Genomic DNA, 16,020 nt, shown 5'->3' with positions numbered 1-16,020 from the left:
GAAATTGTAACGTTTGGCTGGCTTATTCGAGCGGAATGGCGACTTCGACGCGCGTGCCGGCGCCGGGGTTGCTGCGGATCTGCATGGTGCCATGGACGAGGTGGGCGCGCTCCTGCATGCCGATCAGGCCGAAGCCGCCGCTGGCCGCGCCGGGACGGCTGGTGGGCTCGAAGCCGCGCCCGTCGTCGGCGATGGTGAGGCGCACGACGTTGGCGCGCAGGCCCAGCCGCATCCGCACGCGCGTGGCCTGGGCGTGGCGGCGCACATTCACCAGCGCTTCCTGGGCGATGCGGAAGAGCGCTTCTTCGGCGCGGGCGGGCAGGCGCGGGCCGGCCAGCGCCAGCCGGGCGTCGATGGGGATGTGGGTTTCGTCGGTGAAGCGGTGGGCCAGCTCGCGCAGCGCTTCGGGCAGCGCCTGGCGCTCAAGCGGGCCGGCGCGCAGATCGAGCACCGAGCGGCGCGCTTCGCCCAGGCTGTCGCGCACACACTCGAGCGCCTGCTGAATGCGGGCGCGCGCGCGGTCGGGCGCGCTGTCGAGCAGGGCGTCGGCGGTTTCGAGCTGGAGCGAGATGCCGGTGAGCGCCTGGGCCAGCGTGTCGTGCACTTCGCGGGCGAGGCGGTTGCGCTCTTCGACCAGGGCGACGCGGGTGGCCTGCTCGGCCAGCTCGGTGCGCTCGATCGTGGTGGCGATCTGGTGACCGATTGCGGTCAGGATCTCGATATCCTGTGGGGTGAACACATCCCACTGCGAGGTTGCCACATTCATGATGCCGAGCAGGCGGTCGCCCTTGATCAGCGGCACGCTGGCGTGGTAGGCCAGCCCTTGCCGGTCGCCAGCCGCGCCGCCGAGGCGGCTGCACTCGACCACCTGCGTGCCGCTGCGCAGCACGCCGCTGTGGGCGAGCTTCTGGCACTCGCAGGGTTCGCGCCAGGCCGGGCCGGGGTATTCGAGCGCGGGCGGCAGGTCGTGCGAAGCGGCCAGCGAGAAGATTACCTGATCGTCGCTGAGGAACAGCCAGCCGGTGTGCAGGTCGAGCAGCTCGATCACGAGCGATAGCGTGCCGGCAAGCGTTTGCCGCAGGTTGACGCCGTTGTTGAGCGTTTCGGCAATGACTTTGAGCGTGGCGAAGTAGCGCACCTCGCGGTCGCGCTGGCGATGCTGGCGCTGCTGTTCGGGATCTTTCATTGGTGGCCTCGCTGCTGCTTGCGCCGCGTATTGTACCACTATGGGCGTATTGCTATACGCCCAGACAAAAGAACCGAAGAACCAAGAACCGAAGAACCGAGCAGCCGGCAGTAGGCAGTAGGCAGTAGGCAGTAGGCAGTAGACATTGATCTACAACTCGCAAACCTGCAACCTGCAACAGGCGTATGCGATACGCCCCGGCTGCAACCTGCAACAGGCGTATGCGATACGCCCCGGCTGCAACCTGCCACAGGCGTATGCGATACGCTCGGCTGCAACCTGCAACAGGCGTATGCGATACGCCCCGGCTGCAACCTGCAACAGGCGTATGCGATACGCCCCGGCTGCAACCTGCAACCTGCAACCTGCCAACCTACGAAACCCGCATACGCCCCACGGAACCAACCGGTGTTGGGCAGCGTCCTCGCTGGGAATCGACAAATTCCCCCATTACCAGCAGGAGGTTGATCATGCGTTCTGGACGTTCTCTGGTCGGCCCGCCGCTTCTGGTCCTGCTCCTGGCATTTGTGCTGGCCGGCTGCGGCGGCAGCGTTGGCACCAGCAGCCCTGCGGAAGCACCCACGGCTGCGCCCGCAGCAATGAGCGCGGATGGCGAGGTGGCAATAGAAGCGCCACCAGCGGCTGCGCCAACCTCGCCGCCTGCCGCCGCCGAGCCAACCGCCGCGCCGGCAGCCGGTGGCGGCAGCCCGGCCCAGCCGGTCGCGCCGGGCGTGCCAGCCAACGACCCTTCGCGCAAAATCATCAAAGATGCCACACTGGTGCTGGAAGTGCCAAAAGTCGACCTTTCGCTCAGCCGCGTGAACGCGATTGCGGCGCAGGCGGGCGGCTACATCCTCGAAACGCGCACCGACTACCTGCAAGAGCAGCAGAAACAGGCCTTTGTGAAGCTGGCCGTGCCAGTCGACCAGTTCGAGGCGACGTTGCAGCGGCTGCGCGAGGGCGTGAACCGCATCATCAGCGAGCAGGCCAGTGGCGTGGATGCGACACAGGAATTTGTGGATGTGCAGAGCCAGCTGGCGAACCTCGAAGCGACCCAGGCGCGCATCCGCCAGTTTCTCGACCAGGCGAAAAACACCGAGGAAGCGTTGCAGGTGAACGCACAGCTTACCGAGATCGAAGGGCAGATCGGCATGCTCAAGGGCCGCATGCAGTTTCTTTCGCAGCGCGCCGCCTACTCGACGATCACCGTCCAGTTGCAGGAGCCACCGCCGCCCACGCCAACCTTCACGCCTACGCCTACGTCCACGCCCACGCTGACGCCCGCGCCGCTGTGGAACCCTTCACGCACGGCCGAGCAGGCCAGCGGCACACTGATGACGATTGTGCAGGCGATTGGCACGGTGCTGATCTGGTTTGCGATTGTGGTGCTGCCGCTGGGCCTGCCGGTGGCGCTGCTGCTGGGGCTGCTGCGCCTGCGCCGCCGGCGTCCGCCACCTGCCGCGCCGCGCGCGGGCGATTAGAGCGGGGGATGGGAGATAGGGGATGGGGCTTGGAATGAGATTTCATCGAACATATAGCAGAGAGCAAATACGTTGAGCCACAGAGCGCACAGAGGCCACTGAGTGTTGAGCTAAACACTCGGTGTTCTCCGTGTTCTCTGTGGCCAAAATTTTTGTACTTCGCTTTAGTACGGCGCTTTCGATTTTCGCGAAGGCACGAAGGTTTTCAATTTCCTGAAAGCCTTTGTGCCTTCGTGGCAAAACGCTTTTTTCTGCTTGCCCGGCGTATAATGTCTGGGACGCAATTGGGCAGAAGGAGCGCAGCATGAACATTTCGATCATGGTCGAGGGGCAGGATGGGCTGACGTGGCCGCGCTGGCAGCGGCTGGCCGCCGAGGTCGAGCAGCTTGGCTTCGCCGGGCTGTTTCGCTCGGATCATTTTACGAACGCCGACCCGCCGAACCTGGACTCGCTGGAGATGGTAGTCTCGCTGGCCTACCTGGCGAGCGGTACGCAGCGCATCCATTTTGGGCCGTGCGTTGCGCCGGTGACGTTTCGCGACCCGGTGATGTGGGCGCGCCAGGCCGCCGCCATCGACGACCTGAGCGGCGGGCGCATGATTCTGGGCATTGGCGCGGGCTGGCAGCAGCGCGAACACGCCATGTTCGGCTACCCGCTGGGCGATGCCGCCACGCGCCTTGCGCGCCTGGAAGAAGCGCTGGAAGTGATTACGCGGCTGCTGCGCGTTGATGGGCCAGCCAGCTACGAGGGGCAGTTCTTCCAGCTGCGTGAGGCCGAACTGCTGCCACACCCGCAGCGCGGCGCGGCTTTTCCAATCATGGTTGGCGGCAATGGCCCCAAGCGCACGCTGCCGCTGGTGGCGCGCTACGCCGATATATGGAACGCGGTGTTTGTGCGGCCCGAAGAATTTCAGGCCCGCAACGAGTCGCTGGATGGGATGCTGCGCGACGCCGGGCGCGCGCCCGAGGCGGTGCGCCGCACGCTGATGACGGCGCTGTTCTTTGGGAAAGATGCAGCTGCGATTGAAAAGTGGACTAACCGCTTGCGCGGGCGCAACGCCGAGCTGGCGGGCATGGACGACGATGCATTGGTGGCCTTCGCACGCGCGAATGCGCCATTCATCATTGGGCAGCCCGAGCAGGTGCGCGAGCGGCTGGCGGCCTACGCGGCAGCGGGGGTGAGCGAGATTTTATTGCAGTGGCTTGATCTGGATGACATCGACGGCTTGCGCGCCTTCGCCGAAGTGGCGCGGACTTTGTAAGGAATATGAACGAGCCACAGACACCACTGAGATCACCGAGCGTGAACAACACTCCGTGGCCTCGGCGCGCTCTGTGGCTCATTCCTGGGGTTTTACTCTCTACTCGCCAACTCCCACACCCGCTTCTGCCCCCACGCGCAGCCACAGCCGCGAAAGCGCGAAGTCCTGCGCAAAGCCCTTGAGGTGGCGCTGAAACGGCTCGATTGCCGGGGCTTCGCGCGCCAGCACCTCGTGCACGCCAGGGTCGGCCAGCACCTCGGGCGTCAGCACAATGTCGCCACCCACGCTTTCGTTCTGCACGCGCGCGGCGATGTTCACCGTCGAGCCGAAATAGTCGAGCACGTTGTTGGCATTTACCGCAATGCACGGCCCGCGATGCAGCCCGAGCTTCACTTGCAGCGGCGGGTCGTCGCGCGCGGTCTGGCCCTCGGTAAACTCGCGCTGAATGGCAATTGCCGCCTCGATCGCGTCTTCCGCCGAAGAAAAAACCGCCATCACCGCGTCGCCAATTGTCTTCACCAGCGCGCCGCGCCGCCCGGCAATCGTTTCCATCATCACCGTGAAGTGGTCGCGCACGCGGGCGTAGGCCGGCGAGTCGCCAATCGTGTCGTACAGCGCGGTGGAACCCTTCAGGTCGCTGAACAGAAAGGTCAGGTTGCGCACGGCCACGCCCAGGCCGGGGGCCAGCACCTGCGACGAGAAGAGCTGGCGGAATTCGGCCAGCGTCGAAACAAACGCCGCGCTGACGGCCTGCGCGTTCCAGGCAGTTTGCTCGATGATCACCAGCAGGCTGGTGTCGGTCAGGTTTTCCAGGGCCAGCTCGGCAGTGCCAGCGGCGAGGTAAGGCTGATCGAGCGCGAGATCGCTGGCGGTGAAGCGCACGGTGCCGCTGCTGGCGGGGTGCCCTTCGGCGGCGTGGAGCAGCGCCATGGCCGAAAACTGGCGTGTGCGCAGGCGGTAGCCGCCAGCCGGCAGGCGCAGCGCGAGCGTTTTTGTGCCGCCGGGCGGCAGCCACACCTGCGAAAGAATGTGGCGCGTGTTGGCCGGCCCGCCAATGCAGTAGGCCAGGTCGGCAGCCTCGCGGATGGCGGGGTTGACCGTGAAGCGCAGCTCGACCGATTCGTCGAAGTTGACGTCGTAGCGTACGTTGCACGAGCTGCAGTGCGCCTCGTTCGAGAGTTCGTCGAGGTTGGCGGTGCGCACGCTTGGCCCGCGGCAGTTCGGGCACAGCACATCCCACTCCAGGTCGATCATGCCGGCGCGGGTGGCATACAGAAAGGCGCGCAGCACTGCCAGGCGGTTTTCGCCCCAGGCGTCGGCCAGCGCGAACGGGCGCATGCGAATCACGTCGGGGTCGTCGGCGCTGCGCAGGTGCGCCACCAGCCGCGCCACCAGCCCGGCCGCAATGCCGAACTGCTGCAGGCGCTCGCCGGTTTGCTCCAGCCGGGCCGTGTTGACCATCGGCGCGCGCGGCGGCGGGGGTGTTGCCCGCTCGGCGCTGAGCGCCAGCGTGGCAAAATTGCGGTAGGCGCGCAGCAGGTCGCGCAGCAGTTTGCGGCGGATGAACTCGGGCGCGACCGTGCGGCCCGCCAGCCCGCGTGGCTCGAATTCCACAAAGACATCGAGGTGCGTGCGCTTGCCCGGCAGCGGCGTCAGCGTGGTGCGCGTAGCCAGCCGCTTCACCGGCAGCGGCGCGTGGAAGCTGCGCTCGACCTGATACCACTGCTCGAACACCCACTCATATGGGTATTCGTTCCATGCCACCGGCACGCCCATGTAGTGGCTGTCGACGGCGAACGAGAGGTCGTTCTGCAATTCGCTGCGCTCGAAGGCCGGGATGCCAACCGCGCGGTCGAGCCGGCCGGTGTCGGAAAGCAAGGGCCAGAGCTGCGCGGGCGTCGCGTCGAGATCGAGCGTGGCGGTGAGTTTGATTGTCGGCGTTGCCATAGCCGTATACCTTCCGTGCGCTTGTTTGCGTGTTCTGCTCATAGTATACGAATGCAACACAGACGATCCTCGATCCTTTTCGTTACAAAATGCTGCACGACACACAATCGTATTTGCGATTCGCCTATTCCACGCTGGTCAGCAGCCCGATCTGGCGCAGCAGCCCGGCAACATCCCACACACGCGTGTCGCTGATCGCCGCGCCGTCGCGGAAGCGGATCATGCTGATGCCGGTGAACGAGATGGCTTTGCCAGTGGCGGGGATGCGCATGAAGCGGCCCTGGTGCGTGCCGCTGAGCGTCCACTCCACAGCCACGGTGGTTCCCTCCGCAACCATGCGATCTACGCGCACGTGCGAGTCGGGGATGGCGGCGAAGTGGCGGGTGTAGAGCTGCGCAATCTGGGCGCGGCCCTGCACCGGGCGGGCCACGGCAACGTCACGCAGCTCGGCATGTTCGGCGAAGTAAGCGGCTGCCGCCACGGCATCGTGGGTATTGAACATATCGAAAATCTGCTGGGTGCGCGCTTTCAGGTCGGCAATCGACATGGCCGCTTCCTTTCTGTGAATACGCTCGGCTTGGGCCTTAGCATAGCAGCCTGGTCGTATCGCACTCTTGCAGGGCTCGTAACGTGTGGTTAAAAAGCGTAAAAAAGCACCCGGCGGCGCAAAGCCACCGGGCACGGTTTTCTTGCTGAGCGATCGCGCGGGTTAGTGCCTTTAACCACCAAGACACCAAGACACCAAGATTTTAGAATAAACCCTTCGTGTCTTGGTGTCTTGGTGGTAAACGTTCCCAGCGCATTTTTGAAAGATATGCAGCTACGGCGCCGTCGCGAGCGGGATGTATGCAATGAAAATAGAGGTTGTCGCGCTTGCAGGCTCGGAGTAGCCCGAAACGCTCGTTCCATTGGCAGCGCGCACGCGATAGCTGTAGCTCGTTCCTGCTGCCAGATCAGCATCGCTGAAACTGGTGATGTTGGCCGCCGTCGCGCCGACCTGCGCAAAGTCGCTGCAATCCACGCCGGCACAGCGCTCGATCAGGAAGCCGGTTTCGTCGCTGCTCTGGTCGCTCCATTGCAGGTCGATCTGGTGGGACGAGATGGCTTGCGCGGCGAGGTTGGCCGGCGCGAGGGGCGGTGGTGCCTCGGCCAGGGTCGCGGCGCTGGCGATGGCTGAGTATTCCGACTGGCTGGTGCCGCTGGTGGCGCGCACGCGGTAGCGGTAGCTTGTGCCGGCCGCCAGCCCCGTGTCGCTGAAGCTGGTGGCATCGGCGGGCGCGCTCGCAACCTGCGCGAAGTTGCTGCAGCCCGCGCCAGTGCATCGCTCGATCAGAAAGCCGGTTTCGCTGCTGCTCTGGTCGCTCCATTGCAGGTCGATCTGCTGCGACGAGATGGCCTGCGCGGCGAGGTTGGCCGGCGCGGGCAGGGGTTCGCCAAAGCCGCTCGTGCCCGGCAGCTTAATTGTGTACAGCGAGCGGCCATAGGTAAAGGCCGCCAGCGTCGTCGCGCCGCGATCAATCGTCAGATATTTGATTACCGTGTTGGGCAGGCTGTTCTGGTAGCGCTGCCACACCACCGGCTGCGCGTCGATGTCGTTGGTGTAGTAGAAGCCAAAATGCGTGCCAACGAACACCTGCTTGCGGTTGTTTGGGTTGGCGATCACCGAGTCGGCGGGCACGTCGGGCAGGTTGGCAGTTTTGTCGGCCCAGCTCCAGTTGCTTGCGCTGGCGCAGTTCGCCGCGCAGCTGGCCTGGAACAGGTGGCCGGGCGTGCTGGGCGTGTTGGCGTTGAAACCGCCCACAGCCGCATAGACCACACGGTCGTCGCTTGGGTCGAAGCCGACGCCCTGGATGGCGCGGTTGGGCAGCACAGTGTTGCCTTTGGCAAGGTTCACCCAGCTTGCGCCCGCAACCGGCGTGCAGCTGAAGCTGGCGGTATTGGCCGCCGCCGCCGTGCAGTTCGGCCCGCCGAGGATGGTATTCGACCACTGGACATTGCCGTCGTCGGTGCCGGCAACGGCGCTGGTGGGGCTGGAAGGCGCGAAGCGCACGTCGATGATCGTATTCGAAGCGTTGTCATTCGAGATATTGCCCCTGGTCAGGTCGGGCGACACTGGCACCCAGCTGCTGCGAATGGTTCCGCCGCTGCCGCTGGCCCACAGCCGGTGGGTGCCAAGAATGATGTTGCTGCATTTCGTGCTGCTGCAATGCGCCTGATCGAGCACAAACGGCGTCGACCAGTCGCTGCGGTCGATCTGGAAGCCAAACGAGGTGTACCAGCCGCCCGTACAGGTGCTGAAAAACGGCCCCTGCGCGCCGGTGGTCGAGCACGACAGCGCGCCATAGGTGTATTCGGTGTACCAGTTGCCCTGTGTTTTTGTGCTGCTCAGCGGGTCGAAGGCCGCGAAGAAGCCGTCGCCGCCGTTGCCGCGCGCCTGCCACTGTGCCGTGCCGTTGGCGGCATCCCAGCTGGCCGAGCCGTTGTCCTGCATGCCGCCAAAGGCGAATTGTGTGCTGCTGGTGGCGAAATTCGCGCCGATCTGTCCGGCGTAGAATTGCGAAATATTCAGGCCGCGATTGAGCTGCGTGAAGCCGCCAACCGCGCCATTCCCCACGTACACGCCGCCGTCGTTCCCCACCAGAAACTGCCCGCTGCCAAGCATCGTCAGGGCGTGCTGGTCGGGGTGGATCGAGCCGTAGCCGGCGCAGGTTTGCGAGTAGACATTCGCCAGGTTGGTGATGGCCGTGACACTGGTGTAGTCGCTGTTGATCTGCAGCTTGTACATGCTGGTGCGGCCCACGTACAGCACATGGTCATTGCCCGAGTCGACGCCAATCGCCAGGTCGTACCAGTCCTGACCTTCATTGGTGGACAAGCCGGCGCAGTCGTGGTAGTCGAAATTGGCGGAGCCGGCGAGCTGATTCCAGCTTGCGCCGCCGTTTGTTGTCACCCAGGTGCCAAGCCCGTTGAAGTTGAAGTAGTCGCCCACCTGCGCATAGATGATCTGCGGGTTCTGGGCCGAGCGTGCCAGCCGGATGCGCCCAACATTGTTCGAGCTGCCGCTGCCCGTGCCAGCCGGCCAGCCGCTGTTCAGCAGCGTGAAGCTGGGCGCGCCACTGGCGGGAATGCTGGCCTTATACACGCCATTGCCGCCGCCAATGTTGCCTTCGCGCTGGCTGGCGTAGGGGAAGCCCACCGCCAGATAGATCGTGCTGGGGTTGCTGGAAGAATCGAGCAGCAGCGACGAAACGTGCTGCGACTGGCCGGGCTGCCCGTGGATGCTGTAGCGCGCCCAGCTGTTCCCGCCATCGCGCGAAAGGTAGAAGCCATAGCGCGTGCCGACGGCGACGGTGCTGGTGTTGCGCGGGTCGATCACAATTGCGCTGATGCTCTGGTCGCTTTCGGTGGGCGTGCCGGGCGCAAAGGGCGTGAAGATGTTCGCGCCAAGCTGCTCCCATGTTGCGCCGCCGTCGGTTGTTTTCATGATGCCCGAGCTGAACTGGTCGCCCGCGTCGGCGTCGCCAGTGCCGGCATACACCACCTGCGAGTTGCCTGGGTCAATCGCAATTGCGCTGACCGCCTGGCTGACGAAATCTTTGCCTTCCCACAGCGGCGCCCAGCTGGTGCTGGCCGAACAGCAGGTAGTTGTTTTCCACAGGCCGCCGGCGGTGCTGCCCGCATAGGCCACTTGCGGGTTGCTGGGGTCGGCGGCCAGCGCGTTGATGCGCCCGGTCACCAGCCCGTACTTATAGCCATCGGCAGCGGCGTCGTTGTCAATCGGCGCGGGCCCCATCGACGTCCAGCTGATGCTGTTGGGCGGGCGCGTAGCATCGGGCTGCGCCCTGCCGCCTTGCAGGAAATCTGCGCCATCGCGAACGGCGCGCTGGATGTGCGTTTGCGCGGCGTTTTGCCAGCTGGCCGGGATGCTGCCCGCCGGGTAGGCCAGCCGGTCGAATTCCGACTGCGCGCGCGCCTGGATCACATCCGACTCGTTGTCTTGCCCTTCGCGTGGCACGCCGCGCCGCCAGGGCTGATTTTCGGCGGCAAGGCGGGTGGCGCGCCACCACGCGGCGTCGAGCGAGCTAAGATACAGTGTGCTGGCGAGGCCAAGCAGCAAAAGGGCGAGCAGCGCCGCGACGGCAACGCGAACGCGCCTGGGTTTCCTGGTGGGCAGCATGTCCGGGCTCCTTCACGAGTGGCTGGGGCATTGGGAATTCACTAGTATGAACGCCTGAACCATGCAAATTGTTACCCAGGCAAATAAAAAGCGGGCGCGTGCTGCGCCCGCCTGCCAGAAGTGCCCGTCGCTTACTGCAAGCCCGTCACCAGCCCGGCATATTTTTCGGCCAGCACGCGCGCCTGCTCGTCGCTGCTGCCCTCGGCAATGATGTGGAAAAACGGCCCGTCGGGGTCGGGCAGAATCAGCACCCACTCGTTGCCCAGGTCGATCTTGATGCCATCGACCTGCTCCAGCCGGCGCTCCTGGTACTGCTGGTTGAGAATGCGCATGACCTTGCCCTTGTGCTCCCAGCGGCATGGCACGCGCGTCTGGCTCATCGAGTAGCGCGGCAGCTCGTGAATTACCTGCGAGAGGCTCGCGCCGCGCAGGGTCAGCAACTCCATAATCTTCACGATTGCGAAGATGCCGTCCACAATCGGGTAGAAGCTGGGGAAGATATAGTTGCCACCGCCGTCACCCAGCAGCAGCATGTCGCGGTTGCTGGCGGCGGTCTGCATCATCGCGGCGAGGGTGGCGCGCGTGCGCACGATTTTGCCGCCGTAGTGCTCGGCGATCTGCTCAAATGCGCGTGGCGCGGTGACGGGCACGGCCACCGTGCCGCCGTTGTTCACGGCCATTGCCAGCGCGGTGATCGCGGCCAGCGCCTGCGTGCCCTGCAAGCGTCGCCCGGCATCGTCCACCAGAAACAGGCGCTCGCCGCCGCCGTCGATCCGCACGCCCATGTGCGCGCCCAGCACCGGCGTAATGCGCGCAAGCCGCTCCATGCCTTCGTCGAATTCCTGCTGCGTCTGGAACAGGCGGTGATCGTCGAGGTTGGCGTTCAGCTCCACCACATCGACTTCGAGCTTGCGCAGAATGTTGGGCAGCACGCTGGAAACATTCGCATTGGCGTAGTCGATCACCAGATTGAAATCGCGTGAGATGCCGGCCAGTGCGTCGGGGCGCAGCGCCTTGAAGAAGGCCGTGGTGTAGGTTTCTTCCATATCTTCGACATCGGAAATGCGCCCGATCTCGTCGAGATAGACGCGCCGGTAGTCTTCGCGGAAGAACACGCCTTCGATCTTGCGCTCGGTGGTGGTGTCGATGTCGAGGCCGTCTTTGTCGAAAAATTTGATGTCGACCACGCGATTGTCGATGGGCGAAAGGCGCAGGTGGATGCCGCCGGCCGCGCCGATTGCGTGGGTGATGTAGCGCGCCACCGGGATGGGCACGCTGTGCATTTCGTCCACATGCACGCCCGCCGAGGGCAGGCCGGCAATCATGGCGCGCTTGAGCATGCGCGAGGTATAGTGCGCGTCGCGGTTCATTGTCACGCGGCTGCCGCGCGGCAGGGTTGCGCCAAAGGCGGCGCTGAGCTTGGCGCAGAACTCGGGCGTCAGGTCGATATTCACCAGGCCGGTGATGCCATTGCGGCCAAACAGCACGCGCCGCCCCTGCGACCCCCAGATGATGCTGGAGCTAATCGTCGCGCCTTCGTCCACTTCCTTGCTCGGCCAGATTTTGACATTCGCGCCGATCACTGCGCCCGCGTTGATGATCGTCTGGTCGCCCACCACCACGCCCTCGAACAGCACCGCGCGGCTTTTGATGTTGCACTGGCGCATCACAATCGCGCCGCGCAGCTCGGCCCGCTCGCCAATGTAGGAGTTGCGCCAGATGATCGAGCGATCAATCGTCGCGCGCGAGTCGATCACGGCGTAGTCGCGGATGGCGGTCGGGCCGTGGACGATGACGCCGCTTTTGATCTTCACGCCATGGCCCAGAAACACCGGCCCCATGAACTGCGCGTCGGGCGCGATCTCGGCGTCGCCTTCCAGCCAAAGGTCGTTGCCCTCGGTGTGGCCCACGCGGGGCAGGTTGACCTTGCCGAGCATGTAGTCGCGGTTGGCGCGCATATACTCTTCGATCGTGCCAACATCCGTCCAGTAGCCCTCGGCAATGTAGCCGTACAGCGCGTCGTTCTTGCGCAGCATCTGCGGGAACACGTCTTTCGACCAGTCGGTGATTTTGCCCTTGGGAATGTAGCGAAACACCTCGGGGTCGAGCACATAGATGCCGGTGTTGACGGTGTCGGAAAACACTTCGCCCCAGCTCGGTTTTTCGAGAAACTGCGTGACATGCCCTTCTTCGTCGACAATAATCACGCCATATTCGAGCGGGTTGGGCACGCGCGTGAGCGTGAGCGTGGCGAGGGCTTTTTGCTCATTATGGAATTCGAGGATCTTGCCGAGGTTGAAGTCGGTCAGCGCATCGCCCGAAATGACCAGGAAAGGCTCTTTCAGCAGGTGCTCGGCGTTCTTCACGCTGCCGGCTGTGCCAAGCGGGTGTTCTTCGAGCGAATAATCGATATGCACGCCATGCGCCGAGCCGTCGCCAAAATGGTCCTGAATAACGTTCGCAAGATACTGCACCGTCACCACGATCTCGGTGATGCCGTGCGCTTTGAGCAGCTCGATGATATGCGCCATTACCTGCCGGTCGACAATCGGCACCATAGGCTTGGGCCGATTGATCGTCAACGGTCGCAGGCGCGAACCCTCGCCTCCGGCCATGACCACAGCTTTCACAGGGCGCTCCTCTCGTTTTCGGTGATGAATCTGAGGTGGGCAATCAGTATAGCACGGTGGATGCGCGGCGGGCAAGCATTTCATCTTCTCCGCCCCGCGCCATACCAATGTTGCAATGGGGAACGATATCTATCCACAGATTACACAGATTCCACAGATAGGAGGTCTATAATCTGCGTAATCTGCGGAATCTGTGGATGGATTCCAGAGCTTTCACGATCCTGCTCCTCCGCCGCGCGCCCGATTGCGATGCGCCGCCGCCTGTGCTATACTTTCGGCGGCGATGAAACAGAGGAGTACCCGACGCATCGGCCCGCAGCGAGCCGGGGGTGGTGCAAGCCCGGTGGCATGGCGAAGGGGAACGGCACTGTGGAGCCATTTTCTTTGAAAGCGACCGCTGATTGACGATTGACGATTGACGATTGACGATTGAGCTTTGGCCCAATCGGAAATCGAAAATCTGAAATCCAAAATCCCGGTAACTGGGGTGGAACCGCGCATAGTCGCGACGTATTGTATACGCCGGCCGTGCGTCCCCAGGCGACATTTCGTTCGCCTGGGGCTTTTTGTTGCCCCTGGCGCAGAAAGGAGAGGTTCTATGCCTGCACAAGCCCTTGAACAAGTGGTGTCGCTTGCGAAGCGGCGCGGCTTTATCTTCCCCAGCTCCGAGATCTACGGCGGGATCCAGGGCGTGTTCGACTACGGGCCGCTCGGCGTGGAGCTGAAAAACAACATCCAGAACGACTGGTGGCGCACCAACGTCTACGAGCGCGACGATATGGAAGGGCTCGACGCCGCTATCCTGATGAACCGGCTGGTGTGGAAGTACTCGGGCCACGAAGAAACCTTCAACGACCCGCTGGTCGACTGCCGCACCTGCAAGAGCCGCTGGCGCGCCGACCATATCAAAGGCAAGTGCCCGAACTGCGGCAGCACCGACCTGACCGAGCCGCGCCCGTTCAATATGATGTTCAAAACTCAGGTCGGGCCAGTTGCTGATTCCGACTCGTTCGCCTACCTGCGCCCGGAAACCGCGCAGGGCATTTTCGCCAACTACCTGAACGTGCAGCAGACCACCAGCCGCAAGCTGCCCTTCGGGATCGCGCAAATCGGCAAGGCCTTCCGCAACGAGATCAACCCGCGCAACTTCCTGTTCCGCGTGCGCGAGTTCGATCAGATGGAGATCGAGTTCTTCGTCATGCCCGGCACCGACGAAGACTGGCACGCCAAGTGGCTGGAAGCGCGCCTGAGCTGGTGGGAAGGCATTGGCGTGCCGCGCAGCCAGATCCAGATCTACGACGTGCCCAAGGCCGATCTGGCGCACTATTCCAAGCGCACCTACGACCTGATGTACAACTACCCAACGCTTGGGTACGAGGAGATCGAAGGAATCGCCAACCGCACCGACTTCGACCTTGGCTCGCACAGCCGCGACCAGGACAAGCTCGGCCTGACGGCGCGCGTGAACCCGAACAGCGACAGCCTTGCGCGCCTGACATACTTCGACCAGGCCAGCAACCGCCACGTCGTGCCCTTTGTGATCGAGCCGTCGGCAGGCGTGGGGCGCTGCACGCTGGCAGTGCTGTGCGAGGCCTATGCCGAAGAAATGGTGAAAGCGCCCGCGCCCGAAAAACTCGACGCCGTGAGCGCGGCGCTCCAGGCCTTCGTCAAGTCGGTTGGGCGCATAGGGGCGAATCGCGATTCGCCCATACGCCCCGAGCAGCGCGACGCGCTGGTGGCGTCCAGCGAGGCCATCGCCGCCGACCTGCCCAACGCGCTTGGCCAGGTCGACGCGCTGCTGGCGATGCCCGGGGCCGACCAGATCGAGCTGGGCAAGAAGCTGCGCGGCCAGGCCCAGCCGCTGCTCGACGAAAGCTACCGCACGGTGCTGCGGCTCAAGCCCAAAGTCGCGCCGGTCAAGGCGGCGGTGTTCCCGCTCAAGCGCAACCACGACGGGCTGGTTGGTACCGCGCGCGACATCCGCAAGGCGCTGCAGCGCACCGGCATGCGCACGGTCTACGACGACACCGGGGCGATCGGCAAGCTCTACCGCCGCCAGGACGAGATCGGCACGCCGTTCTGCATCACCGTCGACTTCCAGACGCTGGACGACGGCTCGGTGACCGTGCGCGACCGCGACACAATGCAGCAGGAGCGCGTCGCTTCGGGCGAGCTGCAAAGCTACCTGCGCGAGAAGATCGCGTAGCAGCAACCCGGCATTAACCACGAAGGCACGAAGATCGTATACGATCTTCGTGCCTTCGTGCCTTTGTGGCAAACGTTGTTTCGCTGGTGCTAGCTCTTGGCGCGTGCAACCGCTGGCAATTCCGCACACCGCCAAATCTTTCAACACTGGTATACAATAGTGGCGCCAGAACAGGTACAAAAGAAAGACGTACTGGGCCACCCGCCCGAAGTTTCAGCCGGCGCGTGCCGCAACCCGAACGCCCACGCAGGAGCCCGCACTTATGCCCGAGCCACACAATTCACGCCAGCGCTCCCTTGTATTTGCTGCTAGCCTTCTGCTGCTCGTTGTGCTGCTGGGCAGTGCAAGCGTGGCCACTGCCGCGCACTCGGGCGTGCTCCCCGCCTTCGACTGGCAGATCCCGCTTGGCGGCTACCGCGCGCTCGTCATTCATAACGGCCCCACGCTCGCCTGCCAGCGCTGGGCGCTGCGCGACAGCTGCCGGGCGCGCATTGTGCGCCACGATTTCTACGTCCACTACATCTCGCCCACCGCCGATCGCCAGCTGATCTGGTTTACCATGCCGGCTGCGCCCTGATTGCGCGTAACACAAAGCCGGGGCAGGTGCCTGGCCCCGGCTTTCCATCGACGTCTGTGTGCGCGTGCTTGTGCCCGATGCTTATGAGTGCGCTTTGCGCGGCGCGGCTGGCGAAACACCAACACGCGCGGGCTGGCTCTTCTTCGCCTTCAGGGCGTTGCGCAGCCGCACAAACAGCGTGGCAACCACCGATTCCGGCTTGCCGTAGCGGCGGCGGTTGGCGGCTTCCTGCAGGCGCTCTTCTTCAAGCACTTTCATTAGTTGAATCTGGGTTGGGTTAATCATCGTCTTGCTCCAATCTTCGGGCGGCGGCCATACAGGCCAGCGCCATATCACGGGCGACCCGCGGCGCGATGGTGCCGGCGCTGCGTGTTGAAGCATTGGGGTGCGATCTGCACGCGTTGGGCGTGCTGGGAATGGGGGTGTTGCGCGCGCTGCGCTGCTACCTTTTCCACGCATAGCATCCGGGGAACATCGGCGTCCGGGGGTCGTATAGTTCGCCGTTCGGTGCCGCTATGCGCTGTGCGTAGGGCTGGCTTCCTTCTTTGTTGGCAG

General features: G+C 64.1%; 10 protein-coding genes. 4 read left to right on the top strand and 6 right to left on the bottom strand.

The window, feature by feature from the left end:
* Positions 1–22: 22 nt before the first annotated feature.
* A complete protein-coding gene (locus tag M1P90_RS29275) occupies positions 23–1,186 on the bottom strand; it encodes a GAF domain-containing sensor histidine kinase (RefSeq protein ID WP_483699237.1) in 1,164 nt (387 codons plus the stop codon).
* 470 nt (positions 1,187–1,656) lie between these two features.
* Here M1P90_RS29275 and M1P90_RS29270 point away from each other — a divergent pair, with 470 nt between their 5' ends.
* On the top strand, positions 1,657–2,667 hold the full coding sequence (locus M1P90_RS29270; protein WP_483699236.1) for a DUF4349 domain-containing protein: 1,011 nt from the start codon (positions 1,657–1,659) through the stop codon (positions 2,665–2,667).
* Positions 2,668–2,971: 304 nt separating this feature from the next.
* The gene (locus M1P90_RS29265; RefSeq protein ID WP_483699235.1) at positions 2,972–3,928 is read left to right on the top strand and encodes a TIGR03560 family F420-dependent LLM class oxidoreductase; all 957 of its coding nucleotides are present in this window, start codon (positions 2,972–2,974) and stop codon (positions 3,926–3,928) included.
* A 99-nt stretch (positions 3,929–4,027) separates the two neighbouring features.
* On the opposite strand, the gene M1P90_RS29260 is transcribed toward M1P90_RS29265, so the two are convergent.
* The 4 genes from M1P90_RS29260 to M1P90_RS29245 form a co-directional block, all read right to left on the bottom strand.
* A complete protein-coding gene (locus M1P90_RS29260) occupies positions 4,028–5,875 on the bottom strand; it encodes a DUF5939 domain-containing protein (RefSeq protein ID WP_483699234.1) in 1,848 nt (615 codons plus the stop codon).
* A gap of 124 nt (positions 5,876–5,999) precedes the next feature.
* Positions 6,000–6,422, bottom strand: a complete 423-nt coding sequence (locus tag M1P90_RS29255; protein ID WP_483699233.1) for an ester cyclase — start codon at positions 6,420–6,422, stop codon at positions 6,000–6,002.
* Between the two features lie 273 nt (positions 6,423–6,695).
* Positions 6,696–10,052 (bottom strand): fibronectin type III domain-containing protein, encoded by a 3,357-nt coding sequence (locus M1P90_RS29250; protein WP_483699232.1) that lies wholly within the window; start codon positions 10,050–10,052, stop codon positions 6,696–6,698.
* A 131-nt stretch (positions 10,053–10,183) separates the two neighbouring features.
* Complete coding sequence (locus M1P90_RS29245) at positions 10,184–12,682, bottom strand: sugar phosphate nucleotidyltransferase (protein ID WP_483699231.1); 2,499 nt, start codon at positions 12,680–12,682, stop codon at positions 10,184–10,186.
* A 598-nt stretch (positions 12,683–13,280) separates the two neighbouring features.
* On the opposite strand from M1P90_RS29245, the gene M1P90_RS29240 reads away from it, so the two are divergent.
* Complete coding sequence (locus M1P90_RS29240; RefSeq protein ID WP_483699230.1) at positions 13,281–14,888, top strand: His/Gly/Thr/Pro-type tRNA ligase C-terminal domain-containing protein; 1,608 nt, start codon at positions 13,281–13,283, stop codon at positions 14,886–14,888.
* Between the two features lie 262 nt (positions 14,889–15,150).
* Entirely contained in the window at positions 15,151–15,465 is a 315-nt protein-coding gene (locus M1P90_RS29235) for a hypothetical protein (RefSeq protein WP_483699229.1), read from the top strand.
* 81 nt (positions 15,466–15,546) lie between these two features.
* On the opposite strand, the gene M1P90_RS29230 is transcribed toward M1P90_RS29235, so the two are convergent.
* A complete protein-coding gene (locus M1P90_RS29230; protein WP_483699228.1) occupies positions 15,547–15,750 on the bottom strand; it encodes a hypothetical protein in 204 nt (67 codons plus the stop codon).
* Between the last annotated feature and the right edge of the window lie 270 nt (positions 15,751–16,020).

Source organism: Kouleothrix sp. 19917 (assembly GCF_057073505.1).
Note: the sequence above shows the minus strand (reverse complement) of the source record. Positions and strands in the feature narration are given on the sequence as shown.

Coding starts and splice junctions, on each gene's coding strand:
- M1P90_RS29275 (WP_483699237.1), bottom strand. CDS start 1,186: ATGAAAGATCCCGAACAGCAGCGCCAGCATCGCCAGCGCGACCGCGAG.
- M1P90_RS29270 (WP_483699236.1), top strand. CDS start 1,657: ATGCGTTCTGGACGTTCTCTGGTCGGCCCGCCGCTTCTGGTCCTGCTC.
- M1P90_RS29265 (WP_483699235.1), top strand. CDS start 2,972: ATGAACATTTCGATCATGGTCGAGGGGCAGGATGGGCTGACGTGGCCG.
- M1P90_RS29260 (WP_483699234.1), bottom strand. CDS start 5,875: ATGGCAACGCCGACAATCAAACTCACCGCCACGCTCGATCTCGACGCG.
- M1P90_RS29255 (WP_483699233.1), bottom strand. CDS start 6,422: ATGTCGATTGCCGACCTGAAAGCGCGCACCCAGCAGATTTTCGATATG.
- M1P90_RS29250 (WP_483699232.1), bottom strand. CDS start 10,052: ATGCTGCCCACCAGGAAACCCAGGCGCGTTCGCGTTGCCGTCGCGGCG.
- M1P90_RS29240 (WP_483699230.1), top strand. CDS start 13,281: ATGCCTGCACAAGCCCTTGAACAAGTGGTGTCGCTTGCGAAGCGGCGC.
- M1P90_RS29235 (WP_483699229.1), top strand. CDS start 15,151: ATGCCCGAGCCACACAATTCACGCCAGCGCTCCCTTGTATTTGCTGCT.
- M1P90_RS29230 (WP_483699228.1), bottom strand. CDS start 15,750: ATGATTAACCCAACCCAGATTCAACTAATGAAAGTGCTTGAAGAAGAG.